Source organism: uncultured Chryseobacterium sp., assembly GCF_936933875.1.
Classification (GTDB): domain Bacteria; phylum Bacteroidota; class Bacteroidia; order Flavobacteriales; family Weeksellaceae; genus CAKZIK01.
In genome coordinates, this window is the sequence record NZ_CAKZIK010000030.1 from 22,679 (window position 1) to 45,646 (window position 22,968).

Sequence of the window (22,968 nt, forward strand, 5' to 3'; positions counted from 1 at the left end):
TTTTCTACTACAAATTTCGGGAGTTGAAATCTCAGACAGTTACAAATATCGGGAAAAGATTTATGAAATTCAGAATTTGTCGAGTGGCAGGCGGTTTTCGCCTTTCATTTTTTTAAATTCCGTTGGCGTAAATCCGGTTGTATTCCTAAACTGCGCCGACAGATGCTGCACACTTTTGTAGCCAAGTTTCCCGGTAATTTCGGTGAGTGAAAATTCTTTGTAAAAAAGCAGTTCCTTTACTTTTTCAATTTTTTGAAGGATGAAAAATTGCTCCAGCGTGCTACCTTGGTTTTGTGAAAAAAGTTTGGAAATCGAACTGTAATCGCGGTGCATTTTGTCGCTCAAAAATTCGGAAAGCAGGAAATCTTCGGAAATATCCAGTTCAGTAATTTTCTGGATAATGAGATTTTTGGTTTGCTCGATTTGTTTCTGCGATTGGTCTTCCAAAATTTCAAAACCGATTTTTTTTAGTTGGTTATTTAGATTTTTTAGTTCCTTTTCACCCAAATCATTCTGAGTTTCCGCCACGCCTAACTGAACGGAAACGGTCTCAATTCCCAAATCTTTAAAAATTTGAGAAACCGCCATTTCGCAACGGCCACAAACCATATTTTTAATAAAGATTTTCAACTTGAAGGATTGTCAATATTCTGAAGCCTGTCGCTTACATATTCGATTTTCGTTTTGCCGTGTTTTTTTGGTTTTCCTTCTTCATCTAAGCCTACAAATACAATTTTATCAATGGTAATAATGGTTTGGCGCGTCATCATGTTGCGGACATCACAGGTTAAAGTGATAGACGTATTGCCAAATTCGGTGGCTTCAATACCGATTTCGATAATGTCCCCCTGTTTTGCAGAACTCACAAAATTAATTTCCGAAATAAATTTGGTAACACAACGTGGTGTTTCCAGCTGAACAATGGCATAAAGCGCGGCTTCTTCATCAATCCACTGCAGTAATCTTCCTCCGAACAGGGAATGATTTGGGTTTAAATCTTCAGGCTTTATCCATTTTCTGGTATGGTAATTCATCTTTTTAAAATTTGAACAAATTTACGCAGAAAATCGAGATGAATCAATGGTTTTGAATGATTGAGAAAATCAATTTAAGCTTTCGTAGAACGCATGGCTTTTACTTTCTGCACCTTTTCATCATTTAGAAATTTTTGATAATCGTCACTCTCCATAGGAACTAAAGCAATTTTTCCTTCCGCATCGCTGTGAACACCGAAACCATAGGTTTTGGTTAGCGGAGAACATCTCAAACAGGCTTGTCCTTTTGAGAAAAAATGTTTTCTGGCTTCGGATTTTTCAGTTTCAGAAATATCATTTTTTTGTGCGAAGGTTTCAAAAATAACATCGTCCGAAGTGTATTGGTAAGGATTTTTAGAAATCATTTCAAACTGAATTTCTCCAACAGTTTTGTTTGGTTTTTGCGGTGGTTGTTTCGATGCAGAAACTTTACAGTCTTCAGCAACTTCAATAAAAGTATTTTCGTAATTGGTGGTGTGGATTTTCATTTTTAAATTTGTTTTAAATCTAAAATTATGCATTTTTCACCAATCATTATCGGAACCATGCGTTGGGGAATTTGGGGAGCCAACTATTCTCCACAAGAAGTACAAAAGGTTATCGAAAAATCGCTTGAACTCGGACTTTATACTTTCGACCACGCTGATATTTATGGAAATTATACGACAGAAAAGCTGTTTGGTGATGCCTGGAAAGAAATGAACTTAAACCGTGAGAAAATTCAGCTGATTTCAAAATGCGGAATTGAAATTCCCTGCGAAAACCGAGATTTTAAACTGAAATCTTATAATTATTCAAAAGAACACATCATCAGTTCTGTAGAGAAAAGTTTGGAAAATCTTCAGACAGATTATCTGGATTTGCTGTTGCTTCACCGTCCTTCACCTTTGATGAATCCTCACGAAATTGCAGAAGCATTTGAAACGCTGAAAAATCAGGGAAAGGTTTTGGAATTTGGGGTTTCTAATTTTTCCACTACACAATTTGATTTAATTCATCAGGTTTATCCACTCATAACCAATCAGCTTGAAGTTTCATTAAATCATACCAATTCTTTTACTGACGGAACTTTAGACCAACTCATGATGAAAAACCTTCGGCCAATGGCTTGGAGTGTTATGGGAAATTATTTTTCTGAACATTCTGAACAGAATTCAAGAATCAAAAAAGTTTTGAAAGGTCTTTGTGATAAATACAATGCGGAGGAAAATCAAATCCTTTTAGCTTTTATTTTAAAACATCCTTCCGGAATTTTACCGGTTATTGGAACTTCAAAAACCGAAACCATTCAAAAATTCAAAAAAAGTTTAGAAATTAATTTTGGAAGGGAAGATTGGTTTTCCTTATTGGAAGCTGCAAAAGGAGAAGAGGTTGCATAAAATAAACCGGCTTCTCCAAAAAAATTGGAGAAGCCGGAATAAACAAATTATGAAACTATTATTTAGGCGTCATCTCTTGTTCCCATTGAGTCCATATCACTGGTCATTCCTCTGCTTCTAACGTTGTAAGTCCGATCGTCGTTGCTGAAATAGAGGTCGTTTTTGGCTTTATTTATAATTCTTGCTCTTTCAGTAGCCGATAATGTATTGCTTTCTGTAGAGGTAAATTCTTCGTGTGCTTCATTCTGTCCGGCGAAATCGTTGACGTTGATTGCACCTTGATCATTCATGATATCTCTTGCTTTTTCAGCTCTCTCTAAATCATTGGTGTAAACTGTCACAAGATTGCTTTTGGTTCCTGCGTAGCTGTATTTTTTTCTTTCGGATTCATCTTCTCCGAAAAGCCAGTTCCAGAAACCTGTAGTTTTTTCGTCTTCTTCGTATTCGTAATCTCCATTTGCATCGTATTCGCCAATAGTTTTGTAACGAGAAATCGTATAATCTTCTTTTTCAAAGCCTGCGCTATCTAACTTATTGGAAGCATCATCTGCCATTTTGGTGTCGGGAAACATTCCCACGATTGTGTAAGACATAATTTTAATTTTTAAGTGTTAATAATTTGTGATTTGATGTCCTGTAAACAGCAAAAAACATGACAATTGTCATGTTTTGCATAAAGTTTATCATTGTTTAACACAATCGTTATAGAATCGGAGTTGAGTTAACTTTTATTTAACATAATATTGGAATTGTGATAAAAAAAACAGCAAGTTAATTGCTGTTCTGTTCTGTATTGTCGGTTTTACCGTCGTCGTGAAGTTTAGAAGTTTCTTTAATTTCTTTTTTTACAACAGCTTCGCTTTTAATTTTTTCCGAAGCTGCGGGAATATTGGGAAAGTCCTGATTTTGTTTCTTAACTTCCGCTTTTTCTGTGTGTTTGGTTGGCTTGTCCATAATTTAATATTTAAGTTTGTGAATTAGTATTTTGAAGTATCGACAGTTCCTGTCTTATCTTCAATAGTGTAATTCAAAGCCTTTGCCAAAACGAAAATATTGTTGAGATTTTCTAAAAGCTGTTTTCTGCCTTCGCTTCTTAAACGGTTTTGATCGACCGTTTTGTAAGCATTGTCTTTGGCTGTTTTTGTAATTTTCTGAAGGTCTTTTTCATCAAACCTGTTAAAAAACGAATCGTCCATCGATTGGATTTCAACACTCGGTGTAATTTTGATGTCTGCAGAAGGAAGTTCGGAAATTATAAGCTTTTTGTTGATGCTATCCACATCCAGTTTCATTTTATTTAAATCATAAGAAACCTGGGCATTGGTTTTGGTAAAAGTGATGATTTCCTTTTCCATGGGTGGAAGTAAACCGCCGCCTAAAAGTTCGGAAGTCATTTTCGTTTTCTGCATGCTCGAAAAATCCTGTTCCATCACCACCATTTTATTCATTTTTTTAATTTGATTGGTGATGATGTAGAAATCGTTCTGCGTTTTCTCTTTATCTGAACTGAAAATTCCCTTCAAAACAAAAAACAGGAGCAATGTTAAGATTACTCCTGCGATAAACGATAATATGATATTTCTGTTTTTCAAAATTATTTTTTAAAGATTTCTCCAATAACGCTTCCGTGGTTGTCTTTTTTGATGATTTCTAATAAATCCCTTTCAAGGAAGCCTGTTTTAGGGAATTCAATAATTCTGCCAATTTCTTTTCCGTATTTTTTTACTATAATGGTAGGAACTTTTTGGATGTTGTAAAGACCTTCTTCACCATTGGGAGCTTCTTTCTTTCTGTTTACCGCAATAATGGTGAGTTTTGCATCAGGATAATCTACTGCTTCCAAAATTTTCATCAAACGTGGAAATTCGCGGTGGCTGTCTTCGCACCAGGTTCCTAAAAAAGTTACAATTTGGTAAGAATTGAGTTTTTCTTTTTTCAGTTCAGCAACAGAAGTTTCATCAATTTTATATTCGTCGTGTTCCTTTGTGTACCAATCGCTGAAAGGAGTTTTATGAAACTGATCTATGGTTTGAGTTCCCAAAAGCATCGAACCGTCGTTTTGTGTTTCCACTTGTCTGTTTACGACAACTTTTTGTGCCTCGCATGACTGTAAAGCCAATAAGGAAATTGCTGCAAATGATATTGTGAAAATTATTTTTTTCATCATTGAATTATTTTTCAAGAATTGACTGTAAATCGGCAGGAGAGTAGTATTTGTTTTTCAACACTTTATTATCGGAAGTTCGGTGAACATTAATTTTATCTCCAGAAGCTTCAGCGTACGCTTCCTGACCTTTTTCTTTGTAAAATTCAATCGTTTCGTCTGCTTCCTGTTGTGTTGCACAGGCTTTTGACATATTTGATCTTTGAACTTCGTTAAAAAGTGTCACAAATTTTTCGCCCAAACCGAATTCTAAAACCGCGCCGCTCAAAACGTACTGCAAATCACAAAGTGCATCTGCAACTTCTACGATATTATTGTCTGCAATGGCTTGTTTAAGTTCGTTAAGTTCTTCCTGTAGAAGTTCAACACGAAGTTCGCATCTTTCCTTTGATGGGATTTGCGGCGTATCTAAAATGGGTGCATTAAAAGTTTTGTGAAATTCAGCAACCTGATTCAGTGAATCAATCTTTTCCATTAAATTTTTATTTGAGCAAATATAAAAAAAAGCACCAAAAGAGATGCTTTTCAAAATATGTTTTGTTGTTTGTTACGAAGTAATATCGCGACCGATAACCAATCTCTGGATTTCTGAAGTTCCTTCTCCAATCGTACACAGTTTAGAATCTCTGTAATACTTTTCAGCAGGGAAATCTTTAGTATAACCATAACCTCCGAAGATTTGAAGTGCGTTGTTCGAAATTCTTACACAAGCTTCAGAAGCGTACAGTTTTGCCATTGCACCTTCTCTTGTCATTTTTTTCTTGCCGTTTTTCAAGGTAGAAGCTCTTTGAATCAACAATTCAGCTGCATCAATTTCTGTTGCCATATCTGCAAGCATGAAATTAATCGCTTGGAAATCCGAAATTGGTCTTCCGAACTGCTGTCTTTCTTTAGCATATTTTAAAGCCGCTTTGTAAGCACCTCTTGCAATTCCTAAACTTAAAGCCGCAATAGAAATTCTACCGCCGTCCAAAATTTTCATGGCCTGTTTGAAACCTTCTCCAACTTCACCCAATCTGTGGGAATCGGGAACTCTTACGTTATCAAAAATAAGTTCTGCGGTTTCGGAAGCGCGCATTCCCAATTTGTTTTCTTTTTTACCTGAAGAAAATCCTGGCATTCCTTTTTCCAAAACGAAAGCTGTGGAATTATTTTTTGCGCCTTTTTCACCTGTTCTTGTCATGACAACAGCAATGTCTCCTGAAATAGCGTGCGTGATGAAATTTTTCGCCCCGTTGATAATCCATTCATCACCTTCTTTGACAGCGGTTGTGCTCATTCCACCAGAATCAGAACCTGTATTGTGCTCTGTTAATCCCCAAGCTCCGATCACTTTTCCGGAAGCCAACTGTGGAAGCCATTTGTGGCGCTGTTCTTCCGTTCCAAATTCATAAATATGATTCGTACACAACGAATTATGTGCTGCAACTGAAAGTCCGATAGACGGGTCAACCTGAGAAATTTCATCCAAAACCGCCACGTATTCATGGTAACCTAAACCGGAACCGCCATATTCTTCAGGAATTACAATGCCCATAAAACCCATTTCACCCAACTGATGAAAAAGTTCTACAGGGAAAGTTTGACTTTCATCCCAATCCATAATATTCGGTCTGATGTTTTTTTCGGCAAAATCCTTAGCGGTTTCTGCTACCATTTTCAGGTTATCCAAAGTAGGTGTGTCCATTATAAATTTAATTTTCTCAAATATACATTTTTTGTATTTATCACCATTGAGGAGATGTGGATAACTCATCGTGATATTTAACATAAAAAAATTAACAACTTGAAGGTGAAAAACTTACATTTGCCGTCTTATCATTTTGTGTATGAAAAAACTTCTATTTTCTTTATCATTTTTACCGGCTTTACTATTCGCACAAGGGACGTATTATTTCGGTACCGAAGGTTTGTCAGGCTATGCACTGAAGACCAAACTTCATGAAATTATTTCGAAGAGCAATTATAACTGGAATTACGACAGTGATCTTCGTGATATTTATGCAACAACCGATGTTGACAAGTATTATGAGAACAATAATACGTTTCTGGATATCTACTCAGAAAATCCAACCGGACCGGATAAAAAGGAGTTTTCCACTTTGGATACTCAGGTTTTTTCTTATCCAATAGTCGGAACGGGAGCTGCAGGTGAAGGAAGCGCACTCAACAGAGAGCATATTGTTCCACAGGCTACGTTTAATTCGGATTATCCCATGTATTCCGATGTTCATTTTGTAATTCCTGCAGATGCAAAAATTAATCAGCTTCGTAATTATTACCCTTATGGCATTTCGAAAACAAATGCTTCTGAACTACATTATACTTTTTCCAACACCTCTAAAATTGGAAATAGATTAAACCCGGGAACCGAATACAGAGGCCGGGTCTATGAGCCGATTCCGGAGTTTCGTGGTGATATTGCAAGAATGATTCTTTATTTCGTTGTTCGTTATGAGAGCAAACTTTCAGGTTTTAAATCTGAAATTTATTATTCATCAACAACTCAAAACCCCACTACCGATGTTAGTACTTTGGATGGAACTTTGGAAAGGGCTTTGGATCCATGGTTTTTACAGCAGCTTTTGCAATGGAATACTCAAGATCCGGTTTCTCAACGAGAAATTGACAGAAATAACGAGGTTTACAACATTCAGAAAAACCGAAACCCTTTTATTGATCATCCGGAATGGGTAGATCTAATTTGGAATCAAACTGTTGATGGTGTAGTTCCAAATGCACCTACTAATCTAGCTTTTACGCAAAGTGGCGCTCATTTTATTACTGTAAATTGGTCTCCTTCTGTAAGTGCTGACGTTATTGGCTATAAAGTTTATGTTGATGGAGCTTTAGTTGGCTCTACGAAAACTACAGATTTTACTTTAGATCATCTTTCGGCTTCTACTTCTTATAACATTACCGTAAAGGCATATGATAATGGGTATTTGCTGTCTTCGGACAGTAATGTAATTTCTGCAACTACATTGGCTTCAGATTCTTATGCAAAGGATTTAATGATTACCAAATATATTGAAGGTACAACCGATTCCAATGCAAAAATCTTCAATAATGCTATCGAGATTACCAATAACAGGTCATGCAGTAAATCTTAACAATTACAAGCTTAATATTCAGACTTACGATTATTCAACTGGAAACTATTATTTTTCAGATTCTTATGAGTTGGAAGGAACCGCAGCTCCCGGTGAAACTTTTGTAGTGATGAATCCCGAAGCAAGTTTACCTTGCTATTCTGTTTCACAGGCGAAGTTTGTAACTGCAGCTCCTCCGATGATGTACACAGGAACCCAATATATTGAACTTGCCTATAAAAGTACCGCTGTTGATGTTGTTGGTACTAAAGATATGTTGAATGCTAATAATAATGTTTCGCTTTACAGATTGACTTCAGTTACTCATCCTACTACAACATTTAACTCTTCCGAATGGCAGAGCTACAGTACGAACTATTGTGAAAATCTTGGTGTTTTAGCAGCTCAGCATGTTGTAATTGCCGGAAATGAAATACGTTTGTATCCAAATCCTGTTTCGGAAGGAAATCTTTTTGCGAAAGGAGAGGATGTGCAGAAAATTTCGAAAGCGCAGATTTATGATGTTTCCGGAAAATTAATTTCTGAGGAAAATTCACCTTTCAAAACCAAAAAATCTATTGACGTAAGTCAGTTGAAAGCTGGCGTTTATCTTCTTGTGTTGGATGGAAAATCATTCAGATTTATCAAAAAATAATTAGCGCAAAAACTTATTTCAAAATTTATAAGCAATAAAGCTAATATTTTAAAATATAATCGAAATCGCTAATTTTTTAGTTTATAATTAAAATAACTTATATCTTCGGGTATAAGTTATTTTGATTATATTTGTACCATGAAAGCGGTAATTACAGGCGACATTGTAAAATCTCAGGATTTCGATACTGAAGTATGGCACAATGCGCTAAAAGAAGCTTTAGCCAACGAAAAAGAAGAAAACTGGGAAATTTATCGCGGAGATGAATTTCAGGTTTTGGTGGACGATGCTGCAGATGCTTTTCTGAAACTAATGCAGATTAAGGCCAAAATCAAAAAAATTCAGGATTTGGATGTTCGGATGTCAATTGGTCTTGGGATGCAGGATTTCAAAGGCGGTAAAGTTTCAGAATCGAATGGAAGTGCTTTCGTCAATTCCGGTCGAAATCTCGACAAACTCAAGTCAGAAAAAATAAATCTCGGTATTCATTCTGCCAACGAAGATTTTGATGAAACCATGAATCTCGTTTTCAGTTGGCTTAGTCTCGTAACCGACAATTGGTCGATAGTTTCCGCAGAAATTATGGATATTTTTCTTCAGGATTCAGCTCTTAATCAGGAAGACGTAGCCAAAAAACTCAATATAACACAATCGTCTGTTTCGCAACGTCTGAAACGCGCCAATTACGACCTCATCACAGAAACCGACAAATATTTCCGAAAAAAAGTAGCCGCACTGTAACATGATTTTCACCAAACTCATATTAGCACATTTACTTGGGGATTTCTTGTTCCAACCGAATTCTTGGGTAGCTGATAAAGAGAAGAAAAAGGAGAAAAGTTTTTATCTGTATCTGCATGTTCTGATTCATTTCGCGTTAACCTTTATCTTTCTGTGGGACATCAAATTATGGTGGATTGCTGCAATTGTTGCCGTAACACATTTCTTTACTGATTGGGCAAAACTGAGCTTTCAAAATCCAAAAACAAAAAGAACCTGGTTTTTTGTCGACCAACTCTTACATATCGCAGTCATCGCGGGAGTTTCGTTCTGGTATTTCCCGAATTTTTACTTCACGGATATTTTCACTGAACCGGTTTTGAGGATTTTAGCGGGAGCGTTATTTTTAACGGTTCCAAGTTCCATTATCATTAAAACTTTAATCACGATTTGGACGCCAAATCCAACCGAGAAAACCAATATTCAAACCGATTCTTTAGCCAACGCAGGAAAATACATCGGGATTTTGGAAAGATTGCTGGTTTTCGTATTCATCATCGTGAATCATTGGGAAGGAGTAGGATTTATGATTGCCGCAAAATCTGTTTTCAGATTCAGCGATTTGGCGGAAGCAAAACAGCGGAAACTTACAGAATATGTTTTGATAGGAACTTTACTGAGTTTCGGTATCGCTATTTTAACCGGAATTTTGGTTAAGCTTTAAAAACTTAAAAGAATAAAATTTAATAAAAGTAAAACGGAAGACGAAAGTTTTCCTAAAAGAAAGAAAAAATGAGTCAAAAAGGAGCAATGCTTTATGAAGGTAAAGCAAAACAGGTGTTTGAAACCGACAATCAGGATGAGGTTGTAGTGCGTTTCAAAGATGATGCAACGGCTTTTAATGCACAGAAAAGAGGCAGTGTAGATTTGAAAGGCGAAATGAACAACGCCATTACTACTTTAATTTTCGAATATCTGAACGATAAGGGAATTCCAACGCATTTCATCAAAAAAATCGACGAAAGAGAACAGTTGGTAAAAAAAGTGAACATTATTCCTTTGGAAATGGTGGTTCGCAACTATTCTGCGGGAAGTATGGCGCAAAGACTGGGTGTGGAAGAAGGCATAAAATCGCCGGTAACCATTTTCGATATTTGTTATAAAAAAGACGAATTGGGCGACCCTTTGATTAATGATCATCACGCAGTTTTTCTTGGAGCTGCAACGTATGAAGAACTGGATGAAATGTACGAACTGACTTCCGACATCAATGAAATCCTTATCGATTTATTCGACAAAATGAATATTATTTTGGTTGATTTCAAAATTGAATTAGGAAAAACATCCGACGGTAAAATTGTTTTGGCAGACGAAATTTCTCCGGACACTTGCAGACTTTGGGATAAAGATACCATGAAGAAGCTTGATAAAGACCGTTTCAGAAGAGATTTGGGCGAAGTTACCGAAGCTTATGTAGAAATTTATAACCGTTTGAAAGCGGTACTTAACAAATAAAAATTTCCGTACGAAAACGTAAAAATGAAAGATTTACAACAACACCGGGAAAATTATTTAAATCAGTTTAAAACAAGAACTTACGGCAGAAATTTTCTGAAGCAGGAAGATGTTTTCGATGTTCCGAGTGAGGAATGCGGTATTTTCGGGATGTATTCTGAAGCAGATTTGGATACTTTTTCGCTGTCTCAATTTGGGCTTTTCGCCTTGCAGCATCGCGGACAGGAAGCTTGCGGAATTTCTGTGATGAACAACGGGAAAATCCATAATATAAAGGATGAAGGTTTGGTTTTGGATGTGTACAAGAACATCAGAGAGCCGGAAACCTTTATGGGAAATTCGGCGATTGGTCATACGAGATACACGACTGCAGGAGACAAAAAGAAATATAATTTTCAGCCATTTTTTGCAAAGAACGAATACGACCAAATCATCCTTTCCATAGCACATAACGGAAATTTAACGAACGCGGCAGAACTGAAAAGAGAAATGGAAGAAGAAGGCGTTGTTTTTAAAGCAACTTCCGATTCAGAAGTTATTTTAAGACTCATTCAGAAAAACCTCGATTTAGGTTTGCGTGGTGCCATTAAAGAAACCATGGAAAAAATTGAAGGCGCTTATTCTGTGGTCGGAATGACGAGGAACAAATTCTTTGCTTTTCGGGATTTCCACGGGATTCGTCCTTTGGTTTTGGGCGCAATTGATGAGAAAACATTCGTTGTGGCTTCCGAATCTGTTGCTTTGGACGCAGTAGGAGCTCAATATGTAAGAGATATTTTGCCAGGCGAAATTATTTACACCAACGAAAATGAGGAAGGGCTTCAAAGTTTCCTTGTAAAAGAAGATTGTGAACGTAAACTGTGTGCTTTCGAATATATTTATTTCGCAAGACCAGATTCTACACTTGAAAATATTAATGTTCATGAGATTCGTGAGAAATCAGGGGAAAAAATTTGGGAACAGTCGCCGGTTGAAGCAGATATTGTGATTGGCGTTCCGGATTCCGGTGTTCCTGCTGCTATTGGTTTTTCCAAAGCTTCGGGAATTCCTTTTCGTCCGGTTCTGATTAAAAACAGATACATTGGCAGAAGCTTCATTGTTCCAACTCAGGAAATGAGGGAAAGAATAGTGAATCTAAAGTTGAATCCAATAATTTCAGAAATAAAGGGAAAAAGAGTAGTAATTATTGACGACTCCATCGTTCGTGGAACTACTTCAAAACGTTTGGTGAAAATTCTTAAAGATGCGGGAGTAAAGGAAATTCATTTCAGAAGTGTTTCTCCGCCAATCATTGCTCCTTGTTATTTGGGAATTGATACGCCTTCAAAAGACGATTTGATTTCAGCAAACATGAGTGCGGAACAACTTCGGAATTATTTGGGAGTGGATTCTTTAGAATTTTTGAGCATTGAAAATCTCATTAAAATTCTGGGTTCACATCAGCACTGTTTCGGATGTTTTACGGAAGAGTATCCAGTTCCAGCGGGGCCAAACCCTGATTATACAGATGAATAAATAAAAAAGGTTGAGAATTTCTCAACCTTTCTGATATCTAATTTTCTACTTTATTAGAATTTGTAAGCTAAACCTACTTGGAAAACGTTGTTCTTAACAGCATCGGATCCTGAAGGTCTGTCTTTAGCAATATCAGTTAATCCGGCTACATATCTTGCTGTAAGACCTACATTAGGTGTGAAATAATAACCTGCTCCAAGACCTAAACCAAAATCGAATGTGTTGAACGCATCTTTATCTAAAGCTACGATATTTGAACTGTTGGTGTTTCCGTTGGTAGAACTTTTGTATTTGTCATTAGCACTTACTAAGAAACCAAATTGAGGACCTGCTTCTAAATAAAATGCTGGAGTAGCATTATATTGAAACATTACTGGAACCGAAATGTAACCCAAGTTTCTTGCATAATCTGCAGAATAAGTATTGCCATTAACTGTAGTACTTCTAGTAATTTTCGATCCTAAGTCATTATACAAAACTTCCGGTTGGATGCTGAAGTTTTCAGCTAAAGGAGCATTCATAAACACACCTGCATTAAAACCAATTTTTGAAGCTTGGTCGCTTAAAGAAGCATCTTCTGAAAGTGAAGAAACGTTCATACCACCTTTAATACCAAACTGTTGAGCGAATGACAATGAACTTACTGCGATTGCTGCTCCTAAAAATAACTTTTTCATAATTTCTAAATTTTAATTTTTACAATTTTTTTAAATTTTATTTGCGAATTTAATAATTTGGAATTCTGAGTTATATAATTTCAATTTTTACTTATACAATTCTCATAAAGCCTCATTATCATTGCAAATTTTAATTTTGTTTTACGCCAAAGATTTTGCAAACCCTATGCCAAAATCTGTTTTTATTTGAAAAATTAAACGATGGTTTAAATATTATAATATGTAAATAACAGATAATCAACATGAAAAAATCAGTTTAAAAAAATTAGAATGAAGAAGATTAGAATGGCTTAAAAAATGATAAAAGTGGATTTTTAAGCCAAGTTTTGATAATAATGTAATGCAGTACGAATATTTATATCGCTTGTAGCGTAGTCGAAATTGCATTTTCCAATGCCTTCAAGCAAAGAGAAACTAATTTTTCCATCAGAATTCTTCTTATCGTTCTGCATTAAACTCAGAATATCTTCTGTGGAAAAAGAATCAATACTAATATAAGGATAGAATTTTCGGATATTTTGAATAATATTTTCTGAGACCTCCTTCGAAATTAAATTTTCAAGGAAGGAAAGATGTGTTTCACCAATCATTCCCAAAGCTACAGCTTCCCCGTGTGGAATGAGTTCTCCTTTCTGCAGAAATAAACTTTCAATGGCATGACCAATCGTATGTCCGAAGTTCAACGTTTTACGGATGTTCTGTTCTTTGAAATCAACTGCCACGACGTGTTGCTTAATCTGCATCGACCTTTCTATATAAGGAGCAATATTTTCGGGAGTTAATTCTTCAATGGAAATTAAATCGTTCCAATGTTTTTCATCAGCGATAAGTCCATGTTTCAACATTTCGGCAAATCCGCTTCGTAATTCTTCAAAGGAAAGTGTCTTTAAAAATTCAGGATAAACAAAAATCTGGTCAGGTTGTGCGAAAGTTCCCACAATATTTTTTAGAAATTGATGGTCGATACCGGTTTTGCCACCAATTGAAGCATCGCACATGCCCAAAAGCGTTGTCGGAAGATTGATGAATTTAATTCCTCTTTTATAAGTAGAAGCTACAAATCCACCCAAATCTGTAATCACGCCGCCACCAAGATTCATTATCAAAGCTTTTCTGTCAGTTTGAAATTCGGACAAAATTTCCCAAAGTTGTGTAGCGGTTTCAATGGTTTTTAGTTCTTCTCCGGCTTCAATTTCTATAATTTCGAAAGGTATTTCGGTTTCTAAATTTGCTAAAAGTGTTGGAAGACAGTGTTCATGCGTATTCTCATCAACCAAAATAAAAAGCTTGGACGGCTTTAATTCATTAATAAAATTATTGAGCTGAGAAAAATTCTGGTCTAAAACACTAATCATATTCTTTGAAATTTAAGACAAAATTAAACTTAAAATTTCGTTTTATCAATTCGCAGGGGATTGTTAAATTTGTGCAACTTAAAAATTACAACATATAATGTCGATTTTCAACGATACCAAAATTGCTTTTGCCGATAAAACAACCAAACAGCTCGAGAAAGCAAAATGGATGTTCACCATGATTCAGTATCCCGGTTTAACGGGTTTAGGCGTAAAAGCCCTTAATTTCAGTATAGAAAATAAACTTCCGTTTGTGGAAGGAATTGTGAGAAATACTTTGTTCGAACAGTTTGTAGGTGGCGAAACCCGTGAAAAAAGTATGGAAGTTGTAAAAATGCTATTCAAACATCACATCGGAAGTATTTTCGATTATTCGAAAGAAGGAATTGAAAAGGAGGCTGATTTTGATGAAACTTATGAAGAAATTCTGCAGAACATCAAATTCGCACAGGGAAATCCGGCGATTCCGTTTGTGGTTTTTAAACCCACAGGCTTCGGTAGAATCGATTTATATGATAAAGTCGGCAATAATCCGGAATTTTTAACGGATGCCGAAAAATTAGAATGGAATAAAGTTGTTGCCCGTTTTGAAGGCGTTTGTAAAGAATCTTACGAAAGAAATGTGGTTTTGATGGTGGATGCAGAAGAAACCTGGATGCAAGGCGCAGCGGATAATTTGGTGAACGAAATGATGGCGAAATACAATAAAGAAAAAGCGGTGATTTGGAATACCGTTCAAATGTACAGAACCGGCCGTCTTGAATATTTGGCGGAAGATTTGGAAAGAGCCAAAAACGGAAATTACTTTTTGGGTTACAAATTTGTTCGCGGCGCATACATGGAAAAGGAGAGAGCGAGAGCAGAAGAGAAAGGTTACGCAGACCCAATTCAGCCCACGAAAGAAGCAACAGACCAAAATTATAATGCAGCCATCGATTTTGTGATGGCAAATCTGGATAAAGTTTCGGCTTTCTTCGGAACACACAACGAAAATTCTACACAAATTGTGATGAAGAAAATGTTGGAAAAAGGTTTACCGAATGATTACAACAATATTCATTTCGGGCAATTGTACGGAATGAGCGACAATATCACATATTATTTGGGCGAACAAAAATATAACGCATCCAAGTATCTTCCGTATGGAACGGTGGAAGAAGTGGTTCCTTACCTTACAAGACGCGCAATGGAAAATACTTCCGTTGCCGGACAAACCGGAAGGGAATTAGGGTTAATACAAAAAGAACTGAAACGCAGAAGAAACGCTTAGAAATAGAAAGTCCCGAGGAATTCGGGACTTTTTTGTTTTTAGAAATTTCTATTGTTTGGTCAGAATGATATTTTGAGGATAAATAATTACTGGGTCAAACGGTTTAAGTTTTAGTCCTGGTGTGTTTTTTATTGAAATTATTTTTATGTGTGTTGAATCTATATATTGTATTTTTACATCAACATTTTTATTTGTTGATTGGCTTGTAAGGCCGATTTCAAATTCAGTAATTTCGTTTTCATCACCAAAAGCAAAGAGTGAGAATTTTTTGTCGCTATAATTTGTGTTAAAATACATTGTATTATCCTCAATTATATTGCCATTTTTAACAAATTTATGAAAGCCAATTATTGCATCTGCTCTAACATCGTTTTCAATAGGGAGTTTTATATTCTCTTTCTTCAAAATGATTGTTAAAGATTGATTAGCATCACTGTACTTCCACGTTCCTACAAATTTGTTTAAACTATTGTTAAGATAATTATCTCCATTGTTAAATTCTTTACCATATTGAGCTGAACAGCTAAAACTAAAAAATAAGATAATTGTAGTTAGTATATTTTTCATTATATTAATTAAATTTTAAGGACATTTTTCTTCTATAATTTCATTTTTATTGTCTCCTTTTTTAATGGCAGACCATTCTTCCATATTTTCTGAACCTTTTAGAACTTTGAGTCCTGTATTATTTATATCAAGGTAGTTTAAAAAATTGTATTCGTTTATTATGGCATGGTTTGCACTATTAATTTTTGCAATTTTTTTATAAAAGTCAGAATATACATTTAAACTAATATTATCAAAACTGGAACCATTAAAAAGTCCGTTTGTAAAACTACTAAATTTATTAATATCATCGATAACCATATAATATTGCGTTCCAGAGTCAGTAACAACACCAAGAACAAAATTGTTTGTGTCTTTTATATAACCTCCTTTATAAGCTGCTGCCATAACAAAAATATCATCAGGAGAAAATATTGAGAGGAGGCCTGTATAATGTGAATGTATTATTGCGTTTACACCACCTGAAACATCTACATCCAAAAAGTTTTCACCAGGAATCCCTTCAAAATAGGATTCGCTTAAGTTTCCAGAATTATCTTTTAATGCATAGCCTTTTTCTCTGTCACTTTTTGTTTCACCTTTAAGTGTAGACATTAAATTTTTTGTTTTTTGATTATCTCCAAATTTTTTAATTTTATCACAGGGTGTTACTGTTTCATCATCAGTTATTTTAGGTCTTGTACCATCATAATTATAACCATCAGGTGGATTGATTCCATCATTAGAGTCAGAGTAATCGTCAACGTAAACATAAGTAGTAGTACAAGTTGTTGTTGTACTGTATAGCGGTGTGCAGTCAACAACAGAACCAGTTTAATAAACACAGCCAATCTCCAATTTTCTAGATGTGCAGGTTTTTATAGCATTCCAATAAGCTCTTGAAGTAGGATTTGAATTGGGGTAAGCAGAATCTTTTAGGGGCTTCAAGTCTCTTTTTGAGAAAATTAAATTTTGAAAAAAAATGAGAGATTCTTTATCTTCAGTATGACTGAAATAAACTTTATCTCGTTCTTTATTTCGTACAGCCTGCATTATACTAACAACTTTTTGGTCATTAATTATTGGAACTCTCAAAAAGGTTTCGTCAAAGTTTCCGAAAGACATTGCGTAACTCCATTCAACTTCTCCAAAATTTTGGTTAAATTTTTCAACATTAAAATTCAATTCAAAAACGTTTTTCACATTTTTAATGTAAACTATATCTTCCTTCCATAAGGATTTAGAAATAAGTTCTTGTTTTTTAGTTTCATAGTTTGTAAATGTTTCTTCATTTCTACATGCATAAAACAATAGAAAAGTGAGAAACCCCAGAAATAGCTTTTTCATCATATGCGCACAATTTAAAGGTTAGTAATTTATTTCAATTATTGCTAAATTATTATTTCAGGAAGATATAATTTTTTTTTTTTTAGTTCACAAAATTTTTTAAAAAAATAGGAATTAAATCTCCCGTTTGCAAAACCCTTACTTTTTCTCTACTTTTGAATCTCTAATGCAGTTCGCCGAAATTATCCTCCCGCTTAATCTTAAAGGAACTTTTACCTACAAAGTACCGGTTGAATTGCTGCCGCAGATTCAGGTCGGGATGCGTGTTTTGGTGTCGTTTCGCGGAAAAAAAATTTATACGGGAATTGTAGCCGGAATTCATGATTTGGCGCCGGAAAATTTCAAACCCAAAGAAATTATCAGTCTTCTCGACGATTTCCCGATTTTACCCAAAGAACAGATTGAATTCTGGAACTGGCTTTCTTCTTATTATCTCTGTAATTTGGGCGAAATTTACCGTTTTGCTTTTCCGGGTTCTTTAAAACTGGAGAGCGAAACGTATTTAAAATTAAAACCCAATGTTACCGTAGATTTCGAAAATCTGGATGTGAACGAAATGTATCTCATTCAGGCTTTGGAAGTGCGGCAAATGATTAATTTAACGGAGATTGAAGCCTTTATCCCGAAAAAAGATATTGTAAAAACCATTAATGCGTTAATTGATTTGCAGTACATTGAAGTGGATGAAAAAATTGCAGAAAAATATAAAGCGAAAGAAATTGCGTATTTGCGAATTAATAATGAAAAATTAATAATTAATAATTTGCCCGAAGTTCTTTTAAGCTTAAGGAAAGCGCCAAAGCAACAAGAATTATTGCTTCTTTTGATTGAAAAAGAGACCGAAAATCCCGAAAAACCCATCCGCAAATCCGAAATTTTTGATGCCGGAAATTTTGCAAATACGCAACTGAAATCTTTGTTGGAAAAAGGTTTTGTGCAGGAATATTATCTTCAGAAAGACCGACTTGAAATGTATGAAGGCGAAACAGAAGAACTGGAGCAGCTTTCGGAAATTCAGCTTCAGGCGAAGAAAGAAATTGATGATGCTTTTGCAGAAGGGAAAAATGTGTTGCTTCACGGCGTAACTTCTTCCGGAAAAACGCATATTTATCTCGAAAAAATTGAAGAAACCATCGCATCAGGAAAGAATGTTCTGTTTTTGCTTCCCGAAATTTCTCTCACGAAACAAATTACGCAAAGACTCGAAAAAAAATATGGAAAACAGCTGGGTTTTTATCATCAGAAACTCACGGATTTTGAAAGGGTAGAAGTTTGGCGACGCATCAAAAACAACGAAATCCAAATACTGATTGGAACTCGAAATGCTTTATTTCTTCCTTACCAAAATTTAGGTCTGATTATTGTTGATGAAGAACACGATTCCGGCTACAAACCGCGCGAAGTTGCTCCATATTTCAATGCGAAAGATTCGGCACTGGTTTTGGCGCAGCTGTATCAAGCCAATGCGGTTTTGGGTTCTGCAACACCGTCTGTAGAATCTTATTTTCAGGCGAAGAACGATAAACTTAAATATGTTTTTCTGGGTGAAAGATTTGGAAATGTTCAGCTCCCGAAATTCAGTTTAATTGATTTTAAAGAAGCGCAGAATTCTAAAAAAGTAAGCGGAAATTTTTCTGCAGAAATACTCGACAATATCAGAAGACAGATTGAAAACAAAAAACAGACCATCATTCTTCACAATCGCCGCGGTTACGCCAATGTGGTAGAATGTGAAAGTTGCGGCTATGTTCAGTACTGCTCGAATTGCGATGTGGTGATGACGTACCACAAATTTTCTAACGAAATGAAATGTCATTATTGTGGACAAAGAGCTGCTAAACCTAAACACTGTCCGAAATGTCATTCGGAAAATTTGAATGAGCGCGGTGTTGGTGTAGAGCAGATTCACGAAGAAATTTCCAAACTTTTCCCGGAAGCGGAAGCCGACAGAATGGATGTGGATTCGATGCGCAAAAAATTTGCCTACGAAAAGCTCTACGAAAAAATTGAAGAAGGCGAAACCGATATTGTTGTTGGAACTCAGATGATTTCAAAAGGTCTGGATTTCGACCATATTGAACTGGTTGCCATTCCCAAAGCTGATTCAATGCTGTATGTTCAGGATTTTCGGGCAGAAGAAAGAGCTTTTCAGCTCATTACGCAGGTTTCGGGTAGAGCCGGAAGAACTTCAGGAGAAGGAAAAGTGTTAATTCAAACTTACAATCCGGAGCATTCGGTTTTTAAACTCATTCAGGAAAATAATCACGAAAAAATTTATCAGCATTTCCTTGATGAACGGCAGAAATTTCATTATCCGCCTTTCGTGAAATTAATTTTGATTGAACTGAAACACCGCAAAGAAGATAAAGTGGACAGAGCGTCGCAATTTATGGGTTCGGTTCTTCGAAAATACCTTCCGGAAGAATGCGTTCTTGGTCCCGAAAAATCTCCGATTGGAAAGTTGAATTTGCTTTATCAGTATCAGATTTTATTGAAGCTTCCGCGTGGAAAAAACTATACGGAATACAAAAATCTTATAACAAAAAGTTTGGAGGAATTTGATGAGATTACAGCCTATCACTCCATCAAAAAACTGATTTTTGTTGATTTTTAACAAATTTTAACAGAAATTAGGGTGTTTTAGCGTTTCTAAAGTATTGACTTTCAACAATAATTTATATTTTTGACCGTTTGGAATATGTTTGTGCGAGACAATTTCCAAAATTTAACAAAAGAGTTTACAGATAATCAAATAAATAAAATTAAATGATTAGACTTAAAAATATATTTGCTCCAATTGCCGTTGCGGTTTCTGCAATTGCATTTGGACAAGGTTCAGCCTCGGTTTCACATTATCCTCAGATGTATGAAAACCAAAGTGCAAAAGCTACCACAGCAGAACCTGAAAAAGTATTATTAAGTGCAAAAGAGCAGATTGACGTTAACATCAACCGTTTGATGAGCGACCCGGTTCTTAGAAATGCACATTGGGGATTCGTTATTTACGACCCAAAAACCAAAAAAGTTCTTAATTCCTATAACGAAACCAGCTCTTTCGTTCCCGCCTCTACTACAAAACTTTTAACTACAGAAACAGCAGTCTCCATTTTGGGACCGAAATTTCGCTGGATTACGCAGTTAGAATATTCCGGAGACATAGATGCTGATGGAAACCTTAACGGCAATATTTATATCGTAGGAAGCGGCGACCCCTCTTTGGGAACCGGGAAAGCCGGAGCTTCGTCTTACGCTGCAATTGCTTCTGACTTTATTTATGCGTTGGCTGATAAAGGAATCAAAAAAGTTAACGGTGATATAGTGATCCAAACAGGGGTTTTCAAGGAAAATAAAGTAGCTTCTCTTCCGGAAAATATTGTATGGATGGAGCACAACAATTACTATCTTCCTGTTGGCACAACATTGAATATTGATCCCAGAAACGAGCAGTTGATCGCAAAGCAGGCCAATCCTTTCGAAGAATCAAAAAGGTACTTTTACATTTCTCCGTATGTAAAAAAATTAGTTTTCGCTGATAAATTTAGTGGTGGTTCTGTAATGACAAAAATTCCTGATGCACCTGCTTACCTTGCTAATTATATGAGAAACAGCTTGATCAAAAGTGGAATTCCTGTAGTTGGAAAAGTAGTGACCAAACTGGAAGATCCTACTCCGGAAAAAAGAACAACCATTACCAACTATAAATCTCCTACGCTAAAAGAAATCGTGTACGACACGAACCAAAGAAGCGATAATGCTCTCGCAGAAGCGATTTTAAGAATGGTAGGTTTCCAGAAAGGAGGTGACCAATCTTTGGAAAGTGGAAGAATGGTGGTAACAGAACACCTTCGCTCGAAAAACTTCGATATGAACGGTTTAAGGTATATGGACGGAAGCGGACTTTCTAAAAGTAATTTAGTAACGCCAATTGCACAAGTGAAATTCCTTACGAACTTAATGAACGAACCATACTACAAAGATTTCTTTGAATCTTTACCTGTAGCAGGACAAACAGGAACTTTAAAGAAAATGTTCTACGGAAATTCTTATGGACAAATTTTTGCGAAGACCGGAACGTTAAGCAAAACAAAAGCTTTGGCAGGTTACATCAAAACCAGAACCGGTAAAACTTTAGTGTTCTCTTTGCTGATAAATAATTACGCAGGTTCGGTAGATCAGGTTAAATCTAAAATGGAGGAGCTTTTGGATCCGTCAATGGATTTATAAAAGATGAGCTTTCAAAATAATATAAACCTTTCAACCAATTTGGAAGGTTTTTTTTAGACATTAAAAGAACTTCAAAGCCAAACCCGGAAATTTATTAAAGAATACAGCATGAAGCCTTCAGAAATGAGGGCTTTTTTAGTAAATTAGCCATCGAAAAAATTAAAAATATGATTTCAGCAAAATATCTTGAAACTTTAAAACAGGAACTTCAGAACATTGATAACGACGGGCTTTACAAACGCGAAAGAATTATCACCTCGCAACAGTCTGCAGAAATTGAGGCCAATGGAAAAAAACTGTTGAATTTCTGCGCCAATAATTATTTGGGATTAAGCAGCAATCCGGAAGTAATGAAAGCTTCGCAGGACATGATTGGAAGCCACGGGTACGGTATGTCGTCTGTACGTTTTATCTGCGGAACTCAGGATATCCACAAAGAACTGGAAGCGAAAGTTTCCAAATTTTTGGGAATGGAAGACACGATTTTGTACGCAGCTTGTTTCGACGCAAATGGTGGGGTTTTCGAACCTTTGTTTACGGAAGAAGATGCTATTATTTCTGATGAACTGAACCACGCTTCCATTATCGACGGTGTCCGTTTGTGTAAAGCTGCGAGATACCGTTACAAAAACAATAATATGGAAGATCTGGAAGCGCAGTTGAAAGCTGCATCAGCACAAAATCACCGTTTCAGAATTATTGTGACGGACGGCGTTTTCTCCATGGACGGAATTGTTGCCGATTTGAAAGGTGTTTGCGATTTGGCTGAAAAATATGATGCTTTGGTGATGGTGGATGATTCTCACGCAACCGGATTTATCGGAAAAACAGGACGCGGAACTCATGAAGCCAATGAAGTAATGGGAAGGGTTGATATCATCACTTCAACGCTTGGAAAAGCTTTAGGTGGAGCTTTAGGCGGATTTACTTCCGGGAAAAAGGAAATTATTGATATGCTTCGCCAGCGTTCAAGACCTTATTTGTTCTCGAATTCTTTGGCTCCGGGAATTGTGGGAGCTGCAATGAAGGTGATTGATATGATTTCTGATGATACCACACTTCGCGACCGCGTTATGGAAAATGCTGAGTATTTCAGATCGCAGATGAAAGCCAAAGGTTTTGATATTCCAGATGGTGATGCTGCGATTGTTCCGGTGATGTTGTACGACGCGCCACTTTCACAAAAAATGGCTGAGAAACTGATGGATGAAGGCATTTATGTTATCGGATTCTTTTATCCTGTAGTTCCGAAAGGAAAAGCGAGAATTCGTGTTCAGCTTTCTGCTGCACATACCAGAGAACATTTGGACAAAGCCATTGCTGCGTTCGAAAAAGTGGGTAAAGAATTGGGTGTAATTCAATAATTCAATCAAAAAAAATATAAAGAAAGCCTTTGAGAAATGGAGGGCTTTTTTGTAATTGTTTAGGTGAAAAAATATTGCGTATATTTAGTGTTAGCAGAAATGCCATAAAAA

Annotated in this window: 25 protein-coding genes; 11 read left to right on the top strand and 14 right to left on the bottom strand. The window is 36.0% G+C overall.

All coding sequences use genetic code 11. The features are described 5' to 3' along the window. Positions 1 to 69: 69 nt before the first annotated feature. From Q0252_RS05220 to Q0252_RS05230, 3 genes are all read right to left on the bottom strand, one after another. The gene (locus tag Q0252_RS05220; protein ID WP_297984475.1) at positions 70 to 630 is read right to left on the bottom strand and encodes an AraC family transcriptional regulator; all 561 of its coding nucleotides are present in this window, start codon (positions 628 to 630) and stop codon (positions 70 to 72) included. Continuing rightward, entirely contained in the window at positions 627 to 1,034 is a 408-nt protein-coding gene (locus tag Q0252_RS05225; protein WP_297984476.1) for a hotdog domain-containing protein, read from the bottom strand. Before Q0252_RS05225 ends, Q0252_RS05220 begins: the two co-directional genes overlap by 4 nt. 74 nt (positions 1,035 to 1,108) lie before the next feature. Beyond that, positions 1,109 to 1,522: a DUF6157 family protein gene (locus Q0252_RS05230; protein ID WP_297984477.1), complete on the bottom strand. Its 414-nt coding sequence runs from the start codon at positions 1,520 to 1,522 to the stop codon at positions 1,109 to 1,111. A 27-nt stretch (positions 1,523 to 1,549) separates the two neighbouring features. On the opposite strand from Q0252_RS05230, the gene Q0252_RS05235 reads away from it, so the two are divergent. After that, the gene (locus Q0252_RS05235; protein ID WP_297984478.1) at positions 1,550 to 2,413 is read left to right on the top strand and encodes an aldo/keto reductase family oxidoreductase; all 864 of its coding nucleotides are present in this window, start codon (positions 1,550 to 1,552) and stop codon (positions 2,411 to 2,413) included. Between the two features lie 62 nt (positions 2,414 to 2,475). Here Q0252_RS05235 and Q0252_RS05240 read toward each other — a convergent pair whose 3' ends face one another. From Q0252_RS05240 to Q0252_RS05265, 6 genes are all read right to left on the bottom strand, one after another. After that, positions 2,476 to 3,006, bottom strand: a complete 531-nt coding sequence (locus Q0252_RS05240; protein WP_297984479.1) for a hypothetical protein — start codon at positions 3,004 to 3,006, stop codon at positions 2,476 to 2,478. A 178-nt stretch (positions 3,007 to 3,184) separates the two neighbouring features. Continuing rightward, positions 3,185 to 3,367 carry a hypothetical protein gene (locus Q0252_RS05245; RefSeq protein WP_297984480.1) on the bottom strand — a complete coding sequence of 61 codons (183 nt, stop codon included), beginning with the start codon at positions 3,365 to 3,367 and terminating at the stop codon, positions 3,185 to 3,187. A 23-nt stretch (positions 3,368 to 3,390) separates the two neighbouring features. Further along, a complete protein-coding gene (locus Q0252_RS05250) occupies positions 3,391 to 4,005 on the bottom strand; it encodes a DUF4230 domain-containing protein (protein WP_297984481.1) in 615 nt (204 codons plus the stop codon). 2 nt (positions 4,006 to 4,007) lie between these two features. Beyond that, entirely contained in the window at positions 4,008 to 4,580 is a 573-nt protein-coding gene (locus tag Q0252_RS05255; protein WP_297984482.1) for a thioredoxin family protein, read from the bottom strand. Between the two features lie 4 nt (positions 4,581 to 4,584). Continuing rightward, complete coding sequence (locus Q0252_RS05260) at positions 4,585 to 5,052, bottom strand: nucleoside triphosphate pyrophosphohydrolase family protein (RefSeq protein WP_297984483.1); 468 nt, start codon at positions 5,050 to 5,052, stop codon at positions 4,585 to 4,587. Between the two features lie 72 nt (positions 5,053 to 5,124). Further along, positions 5,125 to 6,264, bottom strand: coding sequence for an acyl-CoA dehydrogenase family protein (locus Q0252_RS05265; RefSeq protein ID WP_297984484.1), 1,140 nt, complete (start codon positions 6,262 to 6,264; stop codon positions 5,125 to 5,127). Between the two features lie 142 nt (positions 6,265 to 6,406). Here Q0252_RS05265 and Q0252_RS05270 point away from each other — a divergent pair, with 142 nt between their 5' ends. From Q0252_RS05270 to purF, 6 genes are all read left to right on the top strand, one after another. Beyond that, complete coding sequence (locus tag Q0252_RS05270; protein ID WP_297984485.1) at positions 6,407 to 7,690, top strand: endonuclease; 1,284 nt, start codon at positions 6,407 to 6,409, stop codon at positions 7,688 to 7,690. Further along, positions 7,647 to 8,324 (top strand): T9SS type A sorting domain-containing protein, encoded by a 678-nt coding sequence (locus tag Q0252_RS05275; protein ID WP_297984486.1) that lies wholly within the window; start codon positions 7,647 to 7,649, stop codon positions 8,322 to 8,324. The genes Q0252_RS05270 and Q0252_RS05275 overlap by 44 nt, the downstream gene beginning before the upstream one ends. A gap of 138 nt (positions 8,325 to 8,462) precedes the next feature. After that, a complete protein-coding gene (locus tag Q0252_RS05280) occupies positions 8,463 to 9,065 on the top strand; it encodes a SatD family protein (RefSeq protein ID WP_297984487.1) in 603 nt (200 codons plus the stop codon). 1 nt (position 9,066) lies between these two features. Further along, positions 9,067 to 9,768 carry a DUF3307 domain-containing protein gene (locus tag Q0252_RS05285; protein WP_297984488.1) on the top strand — a complete coding sequence of 234 codons (702 nt, stop codon included), beginning with the start codon at positions 9,067 to 9,069 and terminating at the stop codon, positions 9,766 to 9,768. 68 nt (positions 9,769 to 9,836) lie between these two features. Then, a complete protein-coding gene (gene purC / locus Q0252_RS05290) occupies positions 9,837 to 10,559 on the top strand; it encodes a phosphoribosylaminoimidazolesuccinocarboxamide synthase (protein ID WP_297984489.1) in 723 nt (240 codons plus the stop codon). A 24-nt stretch (positions 10,560 to 10,583) separates the two neighbouring features. Next, on the top strand, positions 10,584 to 12,074 hold the full coding sequence (gene purF / locus Q0252_RS05295) for an amidophosphoribosyltransferase (RefSeq protein ID WP_297984490.1): 1,491 nt from the start codon (positions 10,584 to 10,586) through the stop codon (positions 12,072 to 12,074). A 53-nt stretch (positions 12,075 to 12,127) separates the two neighbouring features. On the opposite strand, the gene Q0252_RS05300 is transcribed toward purF, so the two are convergent. Both Q0252_RS05300 and aroB read right to left on the bottom strand, forming a co-directional pair. Further along, on the bottom strand, positions 12,128 to 12,751 hold the full coding sequence (locus tag Q0252_RS05300; RefSeq protein ID WP_297984491.1) for a porin family protein: 624 nt from the start codon (positions 12,749 to 12,751) through the stop codon (positions 12,128 to 12,130). 314 nt (positions 12,752 to 13,065) lie between these two features. Then, complete coding sequence (gene aroB, locus Q0252_RS05305; protein ID WP_297984492.1) at positions 13,066 to 14,106, bottom strand: 3-dehydroquinate synthase; 1,041 nt, start codon at positions 14,104 to 14,106, stop codon at positions 13,066 to 13,068. Between the two features lie 97 nt (positions 14,107 to 14,203). On the opposite strand from aroB, the gene Q0252_RS05310 reads away from it, so the two are divergent. After that, the gene (locus Q0252_RS05310; protein WP_297984493.1) at positions 14,204 to 15,376 is read left to right on the top strand and encodes a proline dehydrogenase family protein; all 1,173 of its coding nucleotides are present in this window, start codon (positions 14,204 to 14,206) and stop codon (positions 15,374 to 15,376) included. A 48-nt stretch (positions 15,377 to 15,424) separates the two neighbouring features. On the opposite strand, the gene Q0252_RS05315 is transcribed toward Q0252_RS05310, so the two are convergent. The 3 genes from Q0252_RS05315 to Q0252_RS05325 form a co-directional block, all read right to left on the bottom strand. Then, positions 15,425 to 15,943, bottom strand: coding sequence for a DUF6705 family protein (locus Q0252_RS05315; protein ID WP_297984494.1), 519 nt, complete (start codon positions 15,941 to 15,943; stop codon positions 15,425 to 15,427). Between the two features lie 15 nt (positions 15,944 to 15,958). Further along, positions 15,959 to 16,537, bottom strand: coding sequence for a hypothetical protein (locus tag Q0252_RS05320; protein WP_297984495.1), 579 nt, complete (start codon positions 16,535 to 16,537; stop codon positions 15,959 to 15,961). Between the two features lie 219 nt (positions 16,538 to 16,756). Beyond that, a complete protein-coding gene (locus Q0252_RS05325; RefSeq protein WP_297984496.1) occupies positions 16,757 to 17,272 on the bottom strand; it encodes a hypothetical protein in 516 nt (171 codons plus the stop codon). 163 nt (positions 17,273 to 17,435) lie between these two features. Here Q0252_RS05325 and priA point away from each other — a divergent pair, with 163 nt between their 5' ends. From priA to kbl, 3 genes are all read left to right on the top strand, one after another. Then, the gene (gene priA, locus Q0252_RS05330; RefSeq protein ID WP_297984497.1) at positions 17,436 to 19,883 is read left to right on the top strand and encodes a primosomal protein N'; all 2,448 of its coding nucleotides are present in this window, start codon (positions 17,436 to 17,438) and stop codon (positions 19,881 to 19,883) included. A gap of 152 nt (positions 19,884 to 20,035) precedes the next feature. Further along, positions 20,036 to 21,493 carry a D-alanyl-D-alanine carboxypeptidase/D-alanyl-D-alanine-endopeptidase gene (gene dacB / locus Q0252_RS05335; protein ID WP_297984498.1) on the top strand — a complete coding sequence of 486 codons (1,458 nt, stop codon included), beginning with the start codon at positions 20,036 to 20,038 and terminating at the stop codon, positions 21,491 to 21,493. Between the two features lie 167 nt (positions 21,494 to 21,660). Continuing rightward, positions 21,661 to 22,857, top strand: coding sequence for a glycine C-acetyltransferase (gene kbl / locus Q0252_RS05340; protein ID WP_297984499.1), 1,197 nt, complete (start codon positions 21,661 to 21,663; stop codon positions 22,855 to 22,857). Positions 22,858 to 22,968 lie beyond the last annotated feature (111 nt).